Raw genomic sequence first — 14,798 nt, 5'->3', positions numbered from 1 at the left:
GCTGGCATGATCACCCGCGCGCGAGCGCGCCGTCCCGCGCCACCACCCGCCCGCCGGAGACGACAAGCTTCGGCGGGCGGCGCGTGACCACCGCCTCGGCCAGGCAGGAGGCCTCCACCAGCACGAGATCGGCCCGGCAGCCGGGCGCGAGCCCGTATTCGGCGAAGCCGCAGCCCAGCGCGCCGGCGCCGCTCACCGTCTCGAAGGCGAGTGCGAGATCCGCGTCGCGGCGCAGGTCGTATTTGAGCGCCACCATCTCGGCGCGCGCCAGCATGTCGGGCGCGTTGGCGGGGTTCCAGGTGTCGCGGATGTTGTCGTTGCCGGCGAAGACGATGAGGCCGAGCTCCCGCGCGCGCTTCAGCGGCGGCACCGCGCGCGAGGGCGGTGCGGAGGTGCACAGCGCCACCCCCGCCTCCGCCAGCAGCGCCATCAGCGCATCGGCGCGCGGCCCCGCGAGGTCGCCCAGCGCGAAGCCATGGCTGACCACCACCCGCCCGCCCATGCCGAGCGCGCGCGTGCGCTCGGCGATCAGCTCCAGCGCGAAGGCGCCGAGCTCGCCCGGCTCGTGCAGGTGGATGTCCACCGGCCTCGCGTGCTTCTGCGCGAGGCCGAACACCGCATCGAGATGGCGCACCGGGTCGCGGTCGATCAGCGAGGGATCTATCCCGCCCACCGCGTCGCAGCCCAGGCGCAGCGCCTCGTCGAGCCACTCCCGAACGCCCGGCGTGCGCAGGATGCCCGATTGCGGAAAGGCGACGAGCTGGATCTCCATCCGCCCCGCCATGGCCTCGCGCAGGCCGAGCAGCTTCTCGACATGGGAGAGGCGGCTCTCCTCGTCCACATCCACATGGCTGCGCAGCCGCGTGGTGCCGGCGGCGAGATGCGCCTCGGCCAGCGCCCGCCCCTCGCGCGCCGCGTCCATGCCGATCCGCCGACGCACGCGCTTCTCGTTCTCGATGCGGTCCATCCGCGTGGGGCCGACCTCGTTCACCCACCAGGGCAGGCCCCAGAGCGTCTTGTCCAGGTGGCAATGGCCCTCGACGAGGCCGGGAAGCAGGAGCGCGGCCGGGCCGGGGCGCGCGGAAGGGAGGAGGCGCGCGATGCGCCCCTCCTCCACATGCACGTCCACCGGCGCGGCGCCGAGCGGGCGGACGTGTTCGAGGATCACAGCGGCGCGGGCGCGTGGGCCACGAACTTGGTGGTGAGGTAGGCTTCCAGCCCCTCGATCGAGCCCTCGCTGCCGTGCCCGCTCTCCTTCACCCCGCCGAAGGGGGTTTCGGCGAGCGAGATGGCGAAGGTGTTGAGGCCGAGCAGCCCGCTCTCCAGCCGCTCCTGCAGCCGCACGGCGCGGTCGGCGTCGCGCGTCAGGGCGTAGGCGGCGAGCCCGTAGGGCAGGCGGTTCGCCTCCGCGATCGCCTCCTCCTCGCTCGAGAAGCGGTTGATGAGGGCGACGGGGCCGAAGGGCTCCTCCGTCATCATGCGCGCCGAGAGCGGCACGTCCGAGAGCACGGTCGGCTTGAAGAAGAAGCCCTCGTTGCCGATCCGCTCGCCGCCCGTGTGCAGCTTCGCCCCCTTCGCCACGGCGTCGCCGATCAGGGCCGTCATCGCGTCCACCCGGCGGGGGTTGGCGAGCGGGCCCATCTGCACGCCCGGCTGGAGCCCGTCGCCCACCTTCAGCGCCTCGGCCGCGCGGGTGAAGCTCTTCACGAAGGTCTCGTGCACGCGCTCATGCACCAGGAAGCGCGTGGGCGAGACGCAGACCTGCCCCGCGTTGCGGAACTTGCCCGCCACCGCCGCGGCGGCGGCCTTCTCGGCGTCGATGTCGTCGAACACCAGCACGGGCGCGTGGCCGCCCAGCTCCATGGTCGTGCGCTGGGCGCGCTCGGCCGCGAGTTTCATGAGCTGCTTGCCCACCGCCGTGCTGCCCGTGAAGCTCACCTTGCGGATGATGTCGCTGCCCATGAGGTGGGTGCTGACCTCGCCCGGGATGCCGAAGACCACCTGCAGCACGCCGGGCGGCAGCCCCGCCTCGACGAGGATGCGCGCCATCACGAGCGCGGTGGCCGGAGTCTCCTCCGAGGGCTTGATGATGCAGGGGCAACCGGCGGCGAGGCTCGCCGACATCTTCCGCGCGGGGGTGATGGCGGGGAAGTTCCAGGGCGCGAAGGCGGCGGTGACGCCCACCGGCTGCTTCAGCACCAGGTGCCGCGTGCCCGCGGCGCGCGAGGGCACGATGCGGCCATAGGCGCGCTTGCCCTCCTCGGCCATCCACTCGAACACGTCGGCGGCGGCGAGCACCTCGATCTTCGCCTCGGGCTGGGGCTTGCCCTCCTCCATGGTGAGCATGGTGGCGATGGCGTCCGCGCGCTCGCGCATCACGTCGGCGGCGCGGCGGATGATGCGCGCGCGCTCATAGGCCGGGGTGGCGGCCCATTTGGGCAGCGCCTCGGCCGCGGCGGCCAGCGCGCGGTCGAGATCGGCCTTCGTGGCGTGGGGCAGCGTGCCGATGGGCTGGCCGGTGACGGGGTTCAGCACCGGCTCGCTGTTGCGGCCCCGGGCGTCGAGCCATTCGCCGGCGATGTGCAGGTGGAGCTCGGGATAGGTGCTCATGCGCGTTCCTCCGTTTCGGCGGCGAGGATAGGCGCGGCGCGGGGGGCTGCGAAGCGCCCCCCGGGGCGGGGTGCGCTCTGGCGCGGCGGGGCCGAAGGGGCTAGATGCGCGTCCATGTCCTCCGTGCTGCTCGTCCTGTTCCTGCTCATCACCCTCGCGCTGATCGGCGTGATCCTCGTCCAGCGCAGCGAGGGCGGGGGGCTTGGCATCGGCTCCTCCCAGGGCATGGGGGGGTTCATGTCCGGCCGCGGCACGGCGAATCTGCTGACGCGGACCACCGCCATCCTCGGCACGGCCTTCTTCGTGCTGGCGCTGGTGCTGGCGCTGCTGGACCGCGGCACGGCCCTGAACCGCTCCATCCTGGACGCGCCGGCCCCCGCCGCCCCCGTCCCGGCCGCGCCGGTGCTGCCGGCGGTGCCGACGAACTGACCGGCGCGCGGGGCCCCGCCGAGGCAATCCCCGCCCTGCGCATGCGGGGCGCGAGAAAAGCGGGGCTGTGCCGCCGGCCCGTCCCGCGCTAACACGGCCTCCCATGGCGCGGTTCGTATTCATCACCGGCGGCGTGGTCTCTTCCCTCGGAAAAGGCATCGCGGCGGCTTCCCTCGGGGCCCTTCTGCAGGCGCGCGGCTACCGCGTGCGGCTGCGCAAGCTCGACCCCTACCTCAACGTGGACCCGGGCACCATGTCGCCCTACCAGCACGGCGAGGTGTTCGTGACCGACGACGGGGCGGAGACCGACCTCGACCTCGGCCACTACGAGCGTTTCACCGGGGTGCACGCCTGCAAGGCGGACAACTGGACCACGGGGCGCCTCTACTCCGAGGTCATCGCCAAGGAACGCCGGGGCGACTATCTCGGCGCCACGGTGCAGGTGATCCCGCACATCACCGACGCGATCAAGGCCGCCGTCACCGAGGGCACGGATCCCTACGACTTCGTGCTGGTCGAGATCGGCGGCACGGTGGGCGACATCGAGAGCCTGCCCTTCCTCGAGGCCATCCGCCAGCTCGCCAACGAGCTCGGGCCCACGCGCAGCCTCTTCATCCACCTCACCCTCGTCCCCTACATCCCGAGCGCGGGCGAGCTGAAGACGAAGCCCACCCAGCACAGCGTGAAGGAGCTGCTGGGCGTGGGCATCCAGCCGCAAATCCTGCTCTGCCGCTGCGACCGGCCCATCCCGGAGAACGAGCGGCGCAAGATCGCGCTGTTCTGCAACGTCCGGCCCGAGAGCGTGATCCCGGCCTATGACGCGAAGAGCATCTACGCCGTGCCGCTCAGCTACCACCAGGAGGGGCTGGACCGCGAGGTGCTGCGCCACTTCAACCTCAGCATCTACGGCGAGCCCGATCTCTCCGGCTGGCGGCGCATCGTCGAGCGCATCACCGCCCCGGAGGGCGAGGTCACCATCGCGGTGGTGGGCAAGTACACGGGGCTGCTCGACGCCTACAAGTCGCTCGCCGAGGCGCTCACCCACGGCGGCATCGCGCACAACACGCGCGTGAAGCTCGACTGGGTGGACAGCGAAATCTTCGAGCGCGGCGAGGCCGCGGCGGTGGACCGCCTGCAGGGTGCGCACGGCATCCTCGTGCCCGGCGGCTTCGGCGAGCGCGGCACGGCGGGCAAGATCGAGGCGGTGCGCTTCGCGCGCGAGCGGCGGATCCCCTTCCTCGGCATCTGCTTCGGGATGCAGATGGCGGTGATCGAGGCGGCGCGGAACCTGCTCGGCATCGCTGGCGCCTCCTCCACCGAGTTCGGCCCCTGCGCCGAGCCCGTGGTGGGGCTGCTCACCGAATGGGTGAAGGGCAATGAGCGCGAGACGCGCCAGGCGGGGGGCGATCTCGGCGGCACCATGCGGCTCGGCGCCTATCCCGCGCTGCTGGCGCGCGATTCGCTGGTGGCCAGCGTCTATGGCGCCGAGCGGATCGAGGAGCGCCACCGCCACCGCTACGAGGTGAACGTCGCCTATCGCGAGCGGCTGGAGGGGGTCGGGCTGCGCTTCTCCGGCATGTCGCCCGACGGGGTGCTGCCCGAGATCGTGGAATACCCGGACCACCCCTGGTTCATCGGCGTGCAGTTCCACCCCGAGCTCAAGTCCAAGCCCTTCGCGCCGCACCCGCTCTTCGCGGGCTTCGTGGGGGCGGCGGTGCGCCAGGCGCGGCTGGTGTGATGTTTCGGCGGGCTGGCCGCCCGCATCAGAACCGCCCCTGCAGCCGCAGAACCCCGCGCATCTCGTTCCAGTTGGCCGACTGGTCGTAGGTGAAGCCCGCGCCGAGATTCACCCGCGGCGTGAGCGCATAGTCGAGATCGGCGCGGAGCTGGCCGATGAAGTTCTGCCGGTTCTGCCCCGCATAGCGCGTCACCACCGTCGCATCCGTGGCCGCGCGCGCCTCGAGCTGCGCCTGCAGGGCGCGGTTATGCGGGAAGACGGGGCTGCTGTCCTCGCGCCAGACCGCGTAGCCCAGCGTGCCGCCGAGCCGGTAGCTGAGGTTGCCCTGGCGCGCGCGGAAATCCACCGGGATGTTGCCCGCAAGGAAGCTCTGCGGGCTGTAGTAGCCGCCATGGCCCAGCGTGAAGAAGCGCAGGTTGCGGTCATAGCCGAAATAGACGAGGTCCGCCCCCACCGTCAGCTCGCCGCCCGCCATGCGCGCCACGGGGTAGGAGATGCCCGCCCCCGCCTCGATGCGCGCGTTGTCGGCCACACCCTCGCCCTCGAAGACCGAGTAGCCGCCGCCGGCATAGACGAAGCCGCGGCCCACCGGCACCTCCACCTGCCCGCGCCCGCCCGTGCGCACCACCATGCCCCAGGACTGGCCCGTCACCCGGTCGCGCTGGCCGGCGTAGGAGAGCAGGCTGTCGGTGACCGAACGGCGCTCGCCCAGCAGGCGCAGCCGCACGCCGCCGATCTGCGGCGCGAGCTCGAGCCCGCCCAGCACCGTGGTGCGCGGGAAGCCGATGGGCGAGGAGGCCACATCGAGGCGCAGCCAGTCCCCCAGCCTGTATTCCGCCCCGAGCGTCACACCCGCGGCGCTGCTGCGCGAGGATTGCCGGAAGCCCGGCGCCAGCGCCCCCGCGCCGAAACGCGCCTGGGTGTTGGCGTCGGCCGCGAGGCTGCCCGATTCGAGCGAGACGCCCACCGCCCGCGCGGTGAGCCGCCCGCCGATGCCCGGCGGCGTGACCTCGGCCTCCACCGGCGCGGTGACGGTGAGCATCCGATCCAGACCCTGGGTGCCCGAACGCTGCGCCACGCCGCCGGCCACGCGAATGCTGGGCGCGTTGGCGCGCTCCAGCGCCGCCAGCTCCTCGGCGATCTCGCGCGCGAGGCGATCGCCCGGCGCGGCGGCCTCGGCCACGGCGATGGGCCCGGCGGGGCCGCGGGCGAAGGGGTTGGGCAGCGCCGCAGGCGGCAGCCCCGCCGGCGCGGCGGCGGCGAAGCCCGTCTCGCCCAGCTCCGCCCGGCGCGCCTGGGCGGCGAGCTCGAGGGCGCGGCGCGCCCGCGCGTCGTCGTTGAAGGCGCGGGCGAAGCGGGCCTCCAGCAGGAACATCCGCGCCTCGCGCGGGTGGAAGCGCAGCCCCTCGGTGATCAGCGCCTCGGCGCGCGCGAAGTCCCGCAGCGCGATGGCCGCATCCAGCGCGCCCGCGCGGGCGTCGAGGTTGCGCGGGCTGCGGCTGAGCACCGCCTCGGCGATGCGCAGCGCCTCGGCCGGCTCGCGCGCGCCCTGGTAGAGCCGGGCGAGGGCGAGCTGCCCCTCGGGGTTGGCCGGGTCGCGCTGCAGCACGGGGCGCAGCGCCTCGAAGGCGCGGGCCTGGTCCCCTTCCGTGTTCAGCCGGTCGGAGGCGCGGATGGCCGCGCCCGCGCGCAGCGAGGCGAGGTCGCGCCGCTGCTCGGCGGTGAGGGGGCCGATCTCGATCTGGTCGGCCAGCGCCAGGGCCTCGGCGTCCAGCCCGGCCCCCAGCAGCGCGCCGGCGATGGCGATGCGCGGCTGCGCGCCGCCGGCGCGGTTCGCCGCCTCGGCCACCCGCGCCGCCTCGGCCGCGCCGAAACGGTCATTGGCGTCGGCGAAGGCGCGGATCACCGCGGCCGCCGTCGCCCCGCTCGGATCGGGCCGGGCGGCGAGGGTGAGGAGCTGCACCCGCCCCTCGTTGGGGCTGCGCGCCAGAAGCTGGGCGGCGCGCTGCACATCGGCGCGGGCGCGGATCCGGCCGGCGAGGCGCGACATGTCCGCGCTGCGGCGCTGCGGCGGGATGCGGCCGAGGAAGGCCTCGGCGTCGGCGAAGCGGCCCTGCTCCTCGGCGAAGAGGGCGGCGGCGAAGAGCGCATCCGCGCCGCCCTCGCGCAGGGCGAGTTCCTCGACCAGCGCCCTGCCCTCGCGCCCCGCGCCGCTGCGCGCCAGGGCGCGGGCGAGGTCGAGGCGCAGCCAGGGGTCGTTCGGCGCCTGGGCCATGGCGGCGCGCAGCAGCGCGGCGGCGATGGCCGGATCGGCGCTGCGCGCGGCCTCGGCGCGCAGCCGCCCCGCCTCGCCCGGCGTGCCCTGGGGGGCGGACTCGGCGAACTCGCCCTCGCGCGCGCCGCGCGGCAGGCGTGGGGCGGGCTCCGCCACCCGGCCCTGCGCGCGCAGCGCCTGGTTGAGCCCCGCGACCGCCGGGCCGAAGCCCGGCCGGCGCGCGAGCGCGGTGCGGAAACGCTGCTCGGCCGCGGCCGCATCGCCCCGGCGGAGTGCGATCTCGCCCAGCAGCACCTCCACATCCGTCGCGTCCTGCACCTGGCGGCGGGCGGCGCTGCGCGCGATCTCGTCGGCCTGGTCGAGACGCCCCGCGCGCAGCGCGGCGCGCGCCTCGGCGAGTTCGAGCCCATAGGCCGCGCCGTCCAGCGCGGCCTGCCACTGGGCGGCGCGGGCGGGGTCGGCCGCCTGGGCCTGTTCGAGCAGGCGGCGCGCCTCGGCCGCGCGCCCCTCGCGCAGCCGCACGATCCCCAGCCCCCCCAGCGCATCGGCGTCGCGCGGGTTGGCGCGCAGGATCTCCTCGAAGCGCTGCGCCGCCTCGCGCGCGCCGGCCACGCCGTTGCGCTCCAGCCGCTCGAAGGCCTGCTGGCGGGCCTCGGCCGCGGGGTCGGGGCGGGGCAGCGCCTCCAACGCGCGGGAGAGTTCCGCATCGCCCGGGAAGCGCTGGAGAAAGGCGCGGGTGGAGGCGGCGAAGGCCGGATCCCCGGCCGACCAGAGCAGCGCCTGCCGCCAGGCGGCCCGCGCCTCCGCCCCCACCTCCGGGTCATTGGCCAGCGCCTGCAGGCGACGGATGCCCTCGGCGCGGGTGGCGGGCTGGAAGGTGAGCGTCTGCGCGGCGGCCAGCCGCGCGCGCGGCGTGGCGTCGGGACGATCGGCCAGGCGCTCGAGGCCGCGGCGGCCCTCCTCGGCGGTGGCGCGGGCGGCGGCCAGCGCCTGGAAATACTCGGTGGCGTATTCGGGCGTGGGCCCCTGCGCGCCGAAGATGGCGCGCCAGCGGGCGGCGGCCTCCTCGGCGCGGCCCTCGCGCGAGAGGCGGCGCGCCTCCTCCACCGCCGCGCGGTCGATGGTCGCGGCGCGGATGGCCTGTTCGGCCGCGGCGCGCTGGGCCTCGGTGGCGCCGGCCTCGCGCAGGCGCTGCAGGGCGGCGGCGGCGGCGGTGCGGTTGCCGCGCTGCGCCTCGATGCGCGCGGCGAGCGCCAGCGCCTCGGCGTTGCGCGGCTCGGCCTGCAGGGCGCGCTCGATGGAGGAGGCCGCGAGGTCGGGCCTGTCCTGCGCGAGCCAGCGCTCGGCCTGGCGGATCAGCACCTCCACGGCGCGCCCCGAGGCGGAGGCGGCCATGGGCGCGGCGGCCGGGGCCTCGGCCGCCGGCGCCTGCGCGTGAAGGGTCGAGGGCGCCGCCGCCAGACCCCCGCCGAGCAGCAGGGGCGGCAGCAGGGCCGCGGGCACCTTTCGCATCGTCTTCCCCCGACCGGCGCCGCGACACCGAGGCCCCCCCGAGCCCCGTGCTGGCGTCGCACCGCCGGCTTCGCCGCGCGAGGCGGCGTGACTGCACTCGGCGCCGACCCGCCGCCCCGAAACCGGGGCGGCGGCCCGTCACCGTGAACAGAATCTCACGAGTGAGTCCTGCTTCGCAACCTCGAAACCGCGCGCCGGCGCAGGATCCAGTAGATCGGCAGCGCGAGCAGCGCGCCCGCGGCCAGCAGGAACAGCAGCGCGCGCTCCCAGTGCTGCCCGGCCCAGAGCTGGGGCCAGAGCCACCAGGGCGGGTCCCCCACCCCATAGGGCGCCTGGGTGCGGAAGGACTGCACCCGCCCCTGCGCGAGCAGGGCCGTATCGCCCTGGATGAGCGGCTGCAGCGCGGGGTCGCGCAGCGCGGCCGCCATCTGCGCCAGCGCGGCCGGCGTCGCCCCGGTCAGCGCGACGACGGAGCGGCCCGATTGCAGCGGGCTGGGCGCGCCCAGCAGCGCGCCGAACCCCTCGCCCAGCGTGCCCAGCGCCGCGCTGGCGCGCGTGCGCTCGGCCCGCGAGGGCGCATCCAGCAGCACCGCCCGCGCCTCCTGGAAGGCGTCGGGCAGGGCGAGGGTGAGGCGCTCGCCCTCCACGCGCACCGCCGCCTCGCGCAGCAGCGCGCCCAGCGCGGGGTTGCGCCCCAGCGCCCCCACCACCAGCAGGTCGCGCCCCGCCACGCTCTGGAGCTGCGTGGGCGCCACCACCTGCAGCCCCGTCGCCGCGACGCCGGTGACGGCGGCGAGCTGGCCCACCAGGTCGAGCAGCGCGCCCTGCTCCAGCGGGCTCGCGCGTTCCGCCATCACGGCGGCCGTGCCCGAGAGATCGGCCATGCGGGTGAAGGGAAAGCCGGCGCTGGCGAAGAAGCCGAGGCTCGGCATGCGCGCGTAGCGGACGAGGCGGGAGAGATCCACCGTGCTGTCCGGGTCTATCGAGGCGCGCGGGTCGGCCGGCACGTCCACGCAGTCGCCGCGGTTGAGCGGGCGCATGTCGAAGCGCAACTGCAGCTCGTTCTCGCCCAGCAGCGTCCAGGGCGGGATCACCGCCCGGCCGTGCCGCACCGCGGGGTCGGCGCCGAAGAAGGCCCAGATCCGGTCGGTCAGCCAGCGCGTGGGGATCCAGCCCTCGGGGTCGGCGAGGCGGAAGGAGCGCAGATAGGCCCCCGAGACCGCGACATCGAGGCGCGAGGCCGAGACGTCCACGATCGGCCCCTCCGGCGCGCGGAAGCGCAGATCCAGCGGAAAGCCCCAGCCCCGGAAGGTCACGATGTCGGGCGAGGTGCGCAGCGGCACGCGCACCGGGCCCGGCGCATAGCCGGAGGATTGCAGCGCCTCGCGGTCCACGAGGCTGCCGAGCGCCACGGGCCCGTCGGTGCGGATCCAGCGCGGCGCGTCATAGGGCTGGCGCGGCGGGATGACGGGCGCCGCCACCCGCGCCAGCTCGCCGGCCAGGGTGCCGCGCCCCGCCGCCAGGGCGAGGGCGGCGGAGGCGAGCTCCGCCTCCGTCCGCCCGCCGAGCACGAGCACCGTGCCGAAGGGATCCTCGGGATGGGCGATCAGCGCCAGCGTCGGCCCGTCCATGCGCGGCAGGGCGAGCCCCGGCACCGCATCGGGCCCGGCGGCGAGCACCAGCGCGTCGCCGCGCTCGGGCAGGCCGCGCGAGACGGGGAAATGCGCCCCCCGGTAATCCGCCTGCACCGCGAACCAGGAGGCGGCGATGGCCGCCGCGCGCAGCGCCGCGGGCCCCGCGCCTTCGGGGATCACCACGGGCAGGCTCAGCGCCTCGCGCAGCCGGCGGCGGTCGAAAAGCGGCTCGGGCAGCCGGGCGAGGTCGCGCACCGGCGGAATGCGCTCGATGCGCAGCCGCAGCGTCGAGAGGTCGGAGACCGTGGCCCAGAGCAGGCCGGAGAGCGGGTCGTTGCACTCGGTGGTGTAGCGGCCGGCGAAGCGGAAGTTCAGCCGGTTCACCTCGGCGAAGAAGAGCGGGTCGAGCGGGAACTCCAGCGGGCCGAAACTGCCGCGCGCGGGGTCGAGCCCGATCACGCCCACCGGCTGCTCGTTCAGCGTCACCGCGATCTGGCTGAGCGAGGGGATGAGCGCGGGCGAGGCCGCGCCGGTGACGGTGAGCCGCGCCTCGGTCACCACCTCGTCGGCGCGCAGGCCGAAGAGCACGCCCTGCAGATCGTTGATCCCGCGAAGCTGCATGGGACCGGAGAGGCCGAGTTCGCGCAGCGTGCGCGTCTCGAGGCGTGCGCCGGGCGGCAGCGGCTCGGCGGCCGGCGGCGCGGAGGGGGCGGCCGCGCCCGCCGCGAAGGGCTGGGCGAGGGCGGGCCCCGCCCCCAGCAGCAGCGCGAGCGCGAGGCCGGCCGCCACCTGGCGGGGTGCTGCCGCCGCCGGGGCCGCGGGCCGGCGCGGCGGCAGCACATTGGAGACGCGCGCCGCCTCTGGCGCGGCCGCGGCCGGCTTCTGCGCCGCGCGCACCTTGCCGAAACGGTATTTCTTGAAGACCACGTCGGCGGTCGCGGCCACCACATTGGCGAGCGAGCGCAAGGGGCGGTCCTCCGGCCATTTGTCCCAGTAGAGCCAGGCGTCGGGGCGGCCGAAGAAGGCGCGCACCACATTCGCCTCGTCCTGCAGACTCTCCACCGCGAACTGCAGATAGGCGTCGTTGCCCTCCCAGCGCACCACCTCGCAGGGCAGCGGAATCTCCTCGCCGGCGGAGGAGAGGACGAGTGTCACCCGGTCCCCGTCCGCGACGCCGAGCGGGCGTTCGAGCACCACCCGCGCGCCGGAGAGCGAGAGATCGGCCGTCTCGCCGGGCACCGCCGTGCCGTCGGGCAGGATGATGCGGCCCGGCACTTTCGCGGCCACGCGCGCGCGCACCCGGGCCTGCGGCTGCTCGCGCCCCACCGCCACGCTGGCCGAGAGCGGCACGAGGCAGAGCCCCGCCCAGATCATGTTCAGCAGATAGGCGTTGGACTGCAGGCTGCCCCACTCGCTGGTGGCCACGCCCCAGATGCCGATGAGGAAGCCGAGCCCGACCAGCACGAGCAGGATCAGGTTCAGCCGCACCGCCTGGAAGTCGAGGTAGCCCTCCTCCAGGATTCCGCCCTTCTCGGTCACGTTGAACTTGCCCTTCCTGGGATCCCAGAGCGTGAGGATGGTCACCGGCAGCAGCGCGGCGGCGAGCGAGGCCTCGTAGATCTCCGACCAGAAGCTGTGCCGGTATTTCCCGTTGAGCCGCGCCGTGGTGGCCACCGCGTGGAACAGGTGCCCGCCCGCATAGGCGATGATGGCGAGCGGCGAGGCCGCGATCACGCTCTCGCCCAGCAGCAGGAAGGCGAGCGGCGAGGAGAGGAAGACGATGCGCGGGATGGCGAAGAGGAAGCCGAACTGCGCGATGAAATAGCAGATGCGCTGCATCATCGTGAGGCCAGGCGCGAAGAGCGTGTTCTCCTGCCGCATGATCTGGATCATGCCGCGCGCCCAGCGCGCGCGCTGGCCGATGTGCAGCGCGAGGCGCTCGGTGGCCAGCCCCGCCGCGAGCGGGATGCGGATATAGGCCGTGTGCCAGCCCTTCTGCTGCATGCGGAAGGCGGTGTGCGCGTCCTCCGTCACCGTCTCGTGCGCCACGCCGCCCACCTCCTCGAGCGCGGTGCGCCGGATCACCGCGCAGGAGCCGCAGAAGAAGGCCGCGTTCCAGAGGTCGTTGCCGGGCTGGATCAGCCCGTAGAACAGCAGCCCCTCGTTGGGCACGGGCCGCTTGCGCGCGAGGTTCCGCTCGAAGGGATCGGGCGAATAGAAATGGTGCGGCGTCTGCACCATGGCGAGCTTCTTGTCGCGCACCAGCCAGCCCAGCGTGAGCTGGAGGAAGGCGCGCGTGGGCGCGTGGTCGCAGTCGAAGATCGCGATGTACTCGCCCGTGGTGTGCTTCATCGCGTGGTTGAGGTTGCCCGCCTTCGCGCCCTTGTTGTCGGGGCGGATGATGTAGCCGCAGCCCACCTGCTCGGCGAAGGCGCGGAACTCCGGGCGGCGGCCGTCGTCCAGGATCCAGACGTTCAGCTTCTCGCGCGGGTAGTCCATGTCCATCGCGGCCAGCACCGTGGGCCGCACCACCTCCAGGCTCTCGTTGTAGGTCGGAATGTACACGTCCACCGTCGGCCACAGGGCGGGATCCTTCGGCAGCGGCACGGGCTTGCGGTGCAGCGGGTAGCTCGTCTGGATGTAGGAGAGCGCCATCAGCACGCCGGCGAAGAGCTCGGCGGAGAAGAGCAGGCTGCCGAGCAGCGCCTGCAGCGTGGTCTCGAAGCCCAGCGTCTCGGTGGCGCGCCAGAACAGGTAGCGCGTGGTGATGGCGACCGAGAGCACGGCGAGGAACAGCCCCGCCTTCGGCGAGCGGCTGCGGTTCGCCAGCAGGAAGACCGCGATGCCCGCGAGGGTGAGCCAGACCTGCCCCTCCGCCTCCATGGGCAGGGTGACGAAGACCAGCGCCGCGAGCAGGCCGAGCGCGACCGAGGCGCCGCGCAGCCAGCGCGCCTGCACGCTGGCGGGCCGGACGAGGCGCGAATCCTCCGCCGGGGGGCCGCTCACATCCGCCCCCAGTCGAACAGGCCGGGCGGCTCGACGCGCGCGCGCCCGCCCGCGCCGGGAAGGCGCAGCCGCTTCGCCAGGGCCTCGGCCAGAAGCTGCAGATCCTCGCCCGCGCCCGGCTCGCCCTCGATCAGCATGCGCCGGTCGGCCAGCGCCTCGGCCAGCGCCTCGTCGCGGCAGACCACGCCGAGCAGCCGCGGGCCCAGCGCCTGTTCCGCCATCTCCAGCACCGCCTCGCTCAGCGTCACCCCGTTCTCCACCTGGTTGAGCACCACCGCCGCGCGCTCCGCCGCGCGGGCGGCCAGTGTGCCACGGCCGAGCTGGCGATTCTGCGCGATCTGCGGCAGCATGGCGGCACTTCCCGCATCGGCCAGCAGCACCAGCACCTGGAGGTCGGCCAGCGGCTGCAGCGCGGCCAGCGCCGGGCCGGGGCCGGGCGGCGTATCGGCCACCAGCACGAGGCCCGGCACGGCCAGCATCTCGCGCAGCGGCTCGGCGAGCAGGGCGGGCTCGCGCCACAGCGCCTGGGCGAGTTCCATGGCCCTGGCCGGGTCCACCGCGCCGAAGGGCAGCAGCCGCGCGCCGCAGGGCGTCTCGACCAGCGCCTCGCGCCAGGCGGGGCGCTCGGGCAGGCGCGCGCCGAAGGCGCCCGGCGCGTCGAGGTCGAGGCCGAGGTGCAGGCGCAGCGCGTTCTGCGGATCGAGATCGAGCGCCACCACCCGGTGGCCCGCGCGCGCGAGCAGCGCGGCGGCATGCGCCGCCAGGGTGGTCTTGCCCACCCCGCCCTTGGGAGAGGCGAAGGCGATGAGCGGCACGGCGCTCAGCCCGGCCATTCGCGCCGCCGCGCCCCGCGCGGGCGCGCGCCGCGCGGGGCGAGCTCGGCCGCCAGCTCCTCGAGCCGCGCATAGCGCCGGAAGGGGTCGAGCGGGCGCGCGGGCCGCGGCGGGGGCGCGAGCGTCTTGCCCTGCAGCTCGGCAAGCCGGCGCAGGCGGCGCGGCGCGGCGGGCGCAGGCGGCGCGGCGGGCGCGGGCTCGGGCGCCCAGGCCGCGGGCGGGGGCGGCGGGGCGATGCGGAAGGCGGGTTCCGGCGGCGCGGCGGCCGGGCCGGCCAGGGGCGGCGGCGGCCCTGGCGGGGCGAGGATGATGAAGGCCGGCGCCTCCGGATCCGGCGCGAAGGGGGCCGGGGCGGCGGGGGCCGCGGGTGCGGGCAGGGTGAAGGCCGGCGTCGCGGGCAGCGCCGCCGCGGGGGCCGGAGCGGCCGGGGCAGGCGAAGCCGGCGCGGCGACCGGGGCGGGCGCGGCGACCGAGGCGGGCCCGGCGGCCGGGCCGGGCGCGGCGGCCTCCTGGGTGGGGGGCGGGTCGGCGGGATCGGCCGCGGGCGGCTCCGGCGCCACCGGGGCCGCGCGCCCCTCGTAGGAGAGCGGCGGGAAGCTCAGGTAGCGGAAGGCCCGCAGGCCGATATCCGCCGCCACATTGCCGATCTCCCGCTCCACCCTCGCTTCGATCCCCCGCGCTGCGCCGGCCCGACGTCGCCCTTCAGCTTATCGCATAGCATTCCTTGCAGCACGCGGCGCGGAGTCGCGCCAATCGGCGGG

Annotated in this window: 8 protein-coding genes; 2 read left to right on the top strand and 6 right to left on the bottom strand. The window is 75.2% G+C overall.

The window, feature by feature from the left end; all coding sequences use genetic code 11:
• Window positions 1–10: 10 nt before the first annotated feature.
• Complete coding sequence (locus H596_RS0105175; RefSeq protein WP_027283992.1) at window positions 11–1,168, bottom strand: amidohydrolase family protein; 1,158 nt, start codon at window positions 1,166–1,168, stop codon at window positions 11–13.
• Window positions 1,165–2,610 (bottom strand): NAD-dependent succinate-semialdehyde dehydrogenase, encoded by a 1,446-nt coding sequence (locus tag H596_RS0105170; protein ID WP_027283991.1) that lies wholly within the window; start codon window positions 2,608–2,610, stop codon window positions 1,165–1,167. The genes H596_RS0105175 and H596_RS0105170 overlap by 4 nt, the downstream gene beginning before the upstream one ends.
• Window positions 2,611–2,724: 114 nt before the next feature.
• Between H596_RS0105170 and secG the strand changes: the two genes are divergently transcribed.
• Window positions 2,725–3,039: a preprotein translocase subunit SecG gene (gene secG / locus H596_RS0105165; protein ID WP_027283990.1), complete on the top strand. Its 315-nt coding sequence runs from the start codon at window positions 2,725–2,727 to the stop codon at window positions 3,037–3,039.
• A 103-nt stretch (window positions 3,040–3,142) separates the two neighbouring features.
• Window positions 3,143–4,777 (top strand): CTP synthase, encoded by a 1,635-nt coding sequence (locus H596_RS0105160; RefSeq protein WP_027283989.1) that lies wholly within the window; start codon window positions 3,143–3,145, stop codon window positions 4,775–4,777.
• Between the two features lie 25 nt (window positions 4,778–4,802).
• Here H596_RS0105160 and H596_RS20180 read toward each other — a convergent pair whose 3' ends face one another.
• The 4 genes from H596_RS20180 to H596_RS20170 all read right to left on the bottom strand — a co-directional run bounded on the left by H596_RS20180 (window position 4,803) and on the right by H596_RS20170 (window position 14,696).
• On the bottom strand, window positions 4,803–8,564 hold the full coding sequence (locus H596_RS20180; protein ID WP_037300061.1) for a cellulose synthase subunit BcsC-related outer membrane protein: 3,762 nt from the start codon (window positions 8,562–8,564) through the stop codon (window positions 4,803–4,805).
• Between the two features lie 155 nt (window positions 8,565–8,719).
• A complete protein-coding gene (gene bcsA / locus H596_RS0105150; RefSeq protein WP_169579846.1) occupies window positions 8,720–13,204 on the bottom strand; it encodes a UDP-forming cellulose synthase catalytic subunit in 4,485 nt (1,494 codons plus the stop codon).
• Window positions 13,201–14,037: a cellulose synthase operon protein YhjQ/BcsQ gene (locus tag H596_RS20175; protein ID WP_051212412.1), complete on the bottom strand. Its 837-nt coding sequence runs from the start codon at window positions 14,035–14,037 to the stop codon at window positions 13,201–13,203. Before H596_RS20175 ends, bcsA begins: the two co-directional genes overlap by 4 nt.
• Window positions 14,025–14,696 carry a hypothetical protein gene (locus H596_RS20170; RefSeq protein WP_037300059.1) on the bottom strand — a complete coding sequence of 224 codons (672 nt, stop codon included), beginning with the start codon at window positions 14,694–14,696 and terminating at the stop codon, window positions 14,025–14,027. Before H596_RS20170 ends, H596_RS20175 begins: the two co-directional genes overlap by 13 nt.
• Between the last annotated feature and the right edge of the window lie 102 nt (window positions 14,697–14,798).

Origin of the sequence: Rubritepida flocculans DSM 14296, from assembly GCF_000425365.1 — a bacterium.
Classification (GTDB): Bacteria; Pseudomonadota; Alphaproteobacteria; order Acetobacterales; family Acetobacteraceae; genus Roseococcus; species Roseococcus flocculans.
Note: the sequence above shows the minus strand (reverse complement) of the source record. Positions and strands in the feature narration are given on the sequence as shown.

Bases quoted from the DNA above. Each gene is read 5' to 3' on its own strand.
- H596_RS0105160 (WP_027283989.1), top strand. From the start codon at position 3,143: ATGGCGCGGTTCGTATTCATCACCGGCGGCGTGGTCTCTTCCCTCGGA.
- secG (WP_027283990.1), top strand. From the start codon at position 2,725: ATGTCCTCCGTGCTGCTCGTCCTGTTCCTGCTCATCACCCTCGCGCTG.
- H596_RS20180 (WP_037300061.1), bottom strand. From the start codon at position 8,564: ATGCGAAAGGTGCCCGCGGCCCTGCTGCCGCCCCTGCTGCTCGGCGGG.
- H596_RS20175 (WP_051212412.1), bottom strand. From the start codon at position 14,037: ATGGCCGGGCTGAGCGCCGTGCCGCTCATCGCCTTCGCCTCTCCCAAG.
- H596_RS0105170 (WP_027283991.1), bottom strand. From the start codon at position 2,610: ATGAGCACCTATCCCGAGCTCCACCTGCACATCGCCGGCGAATGGCTC.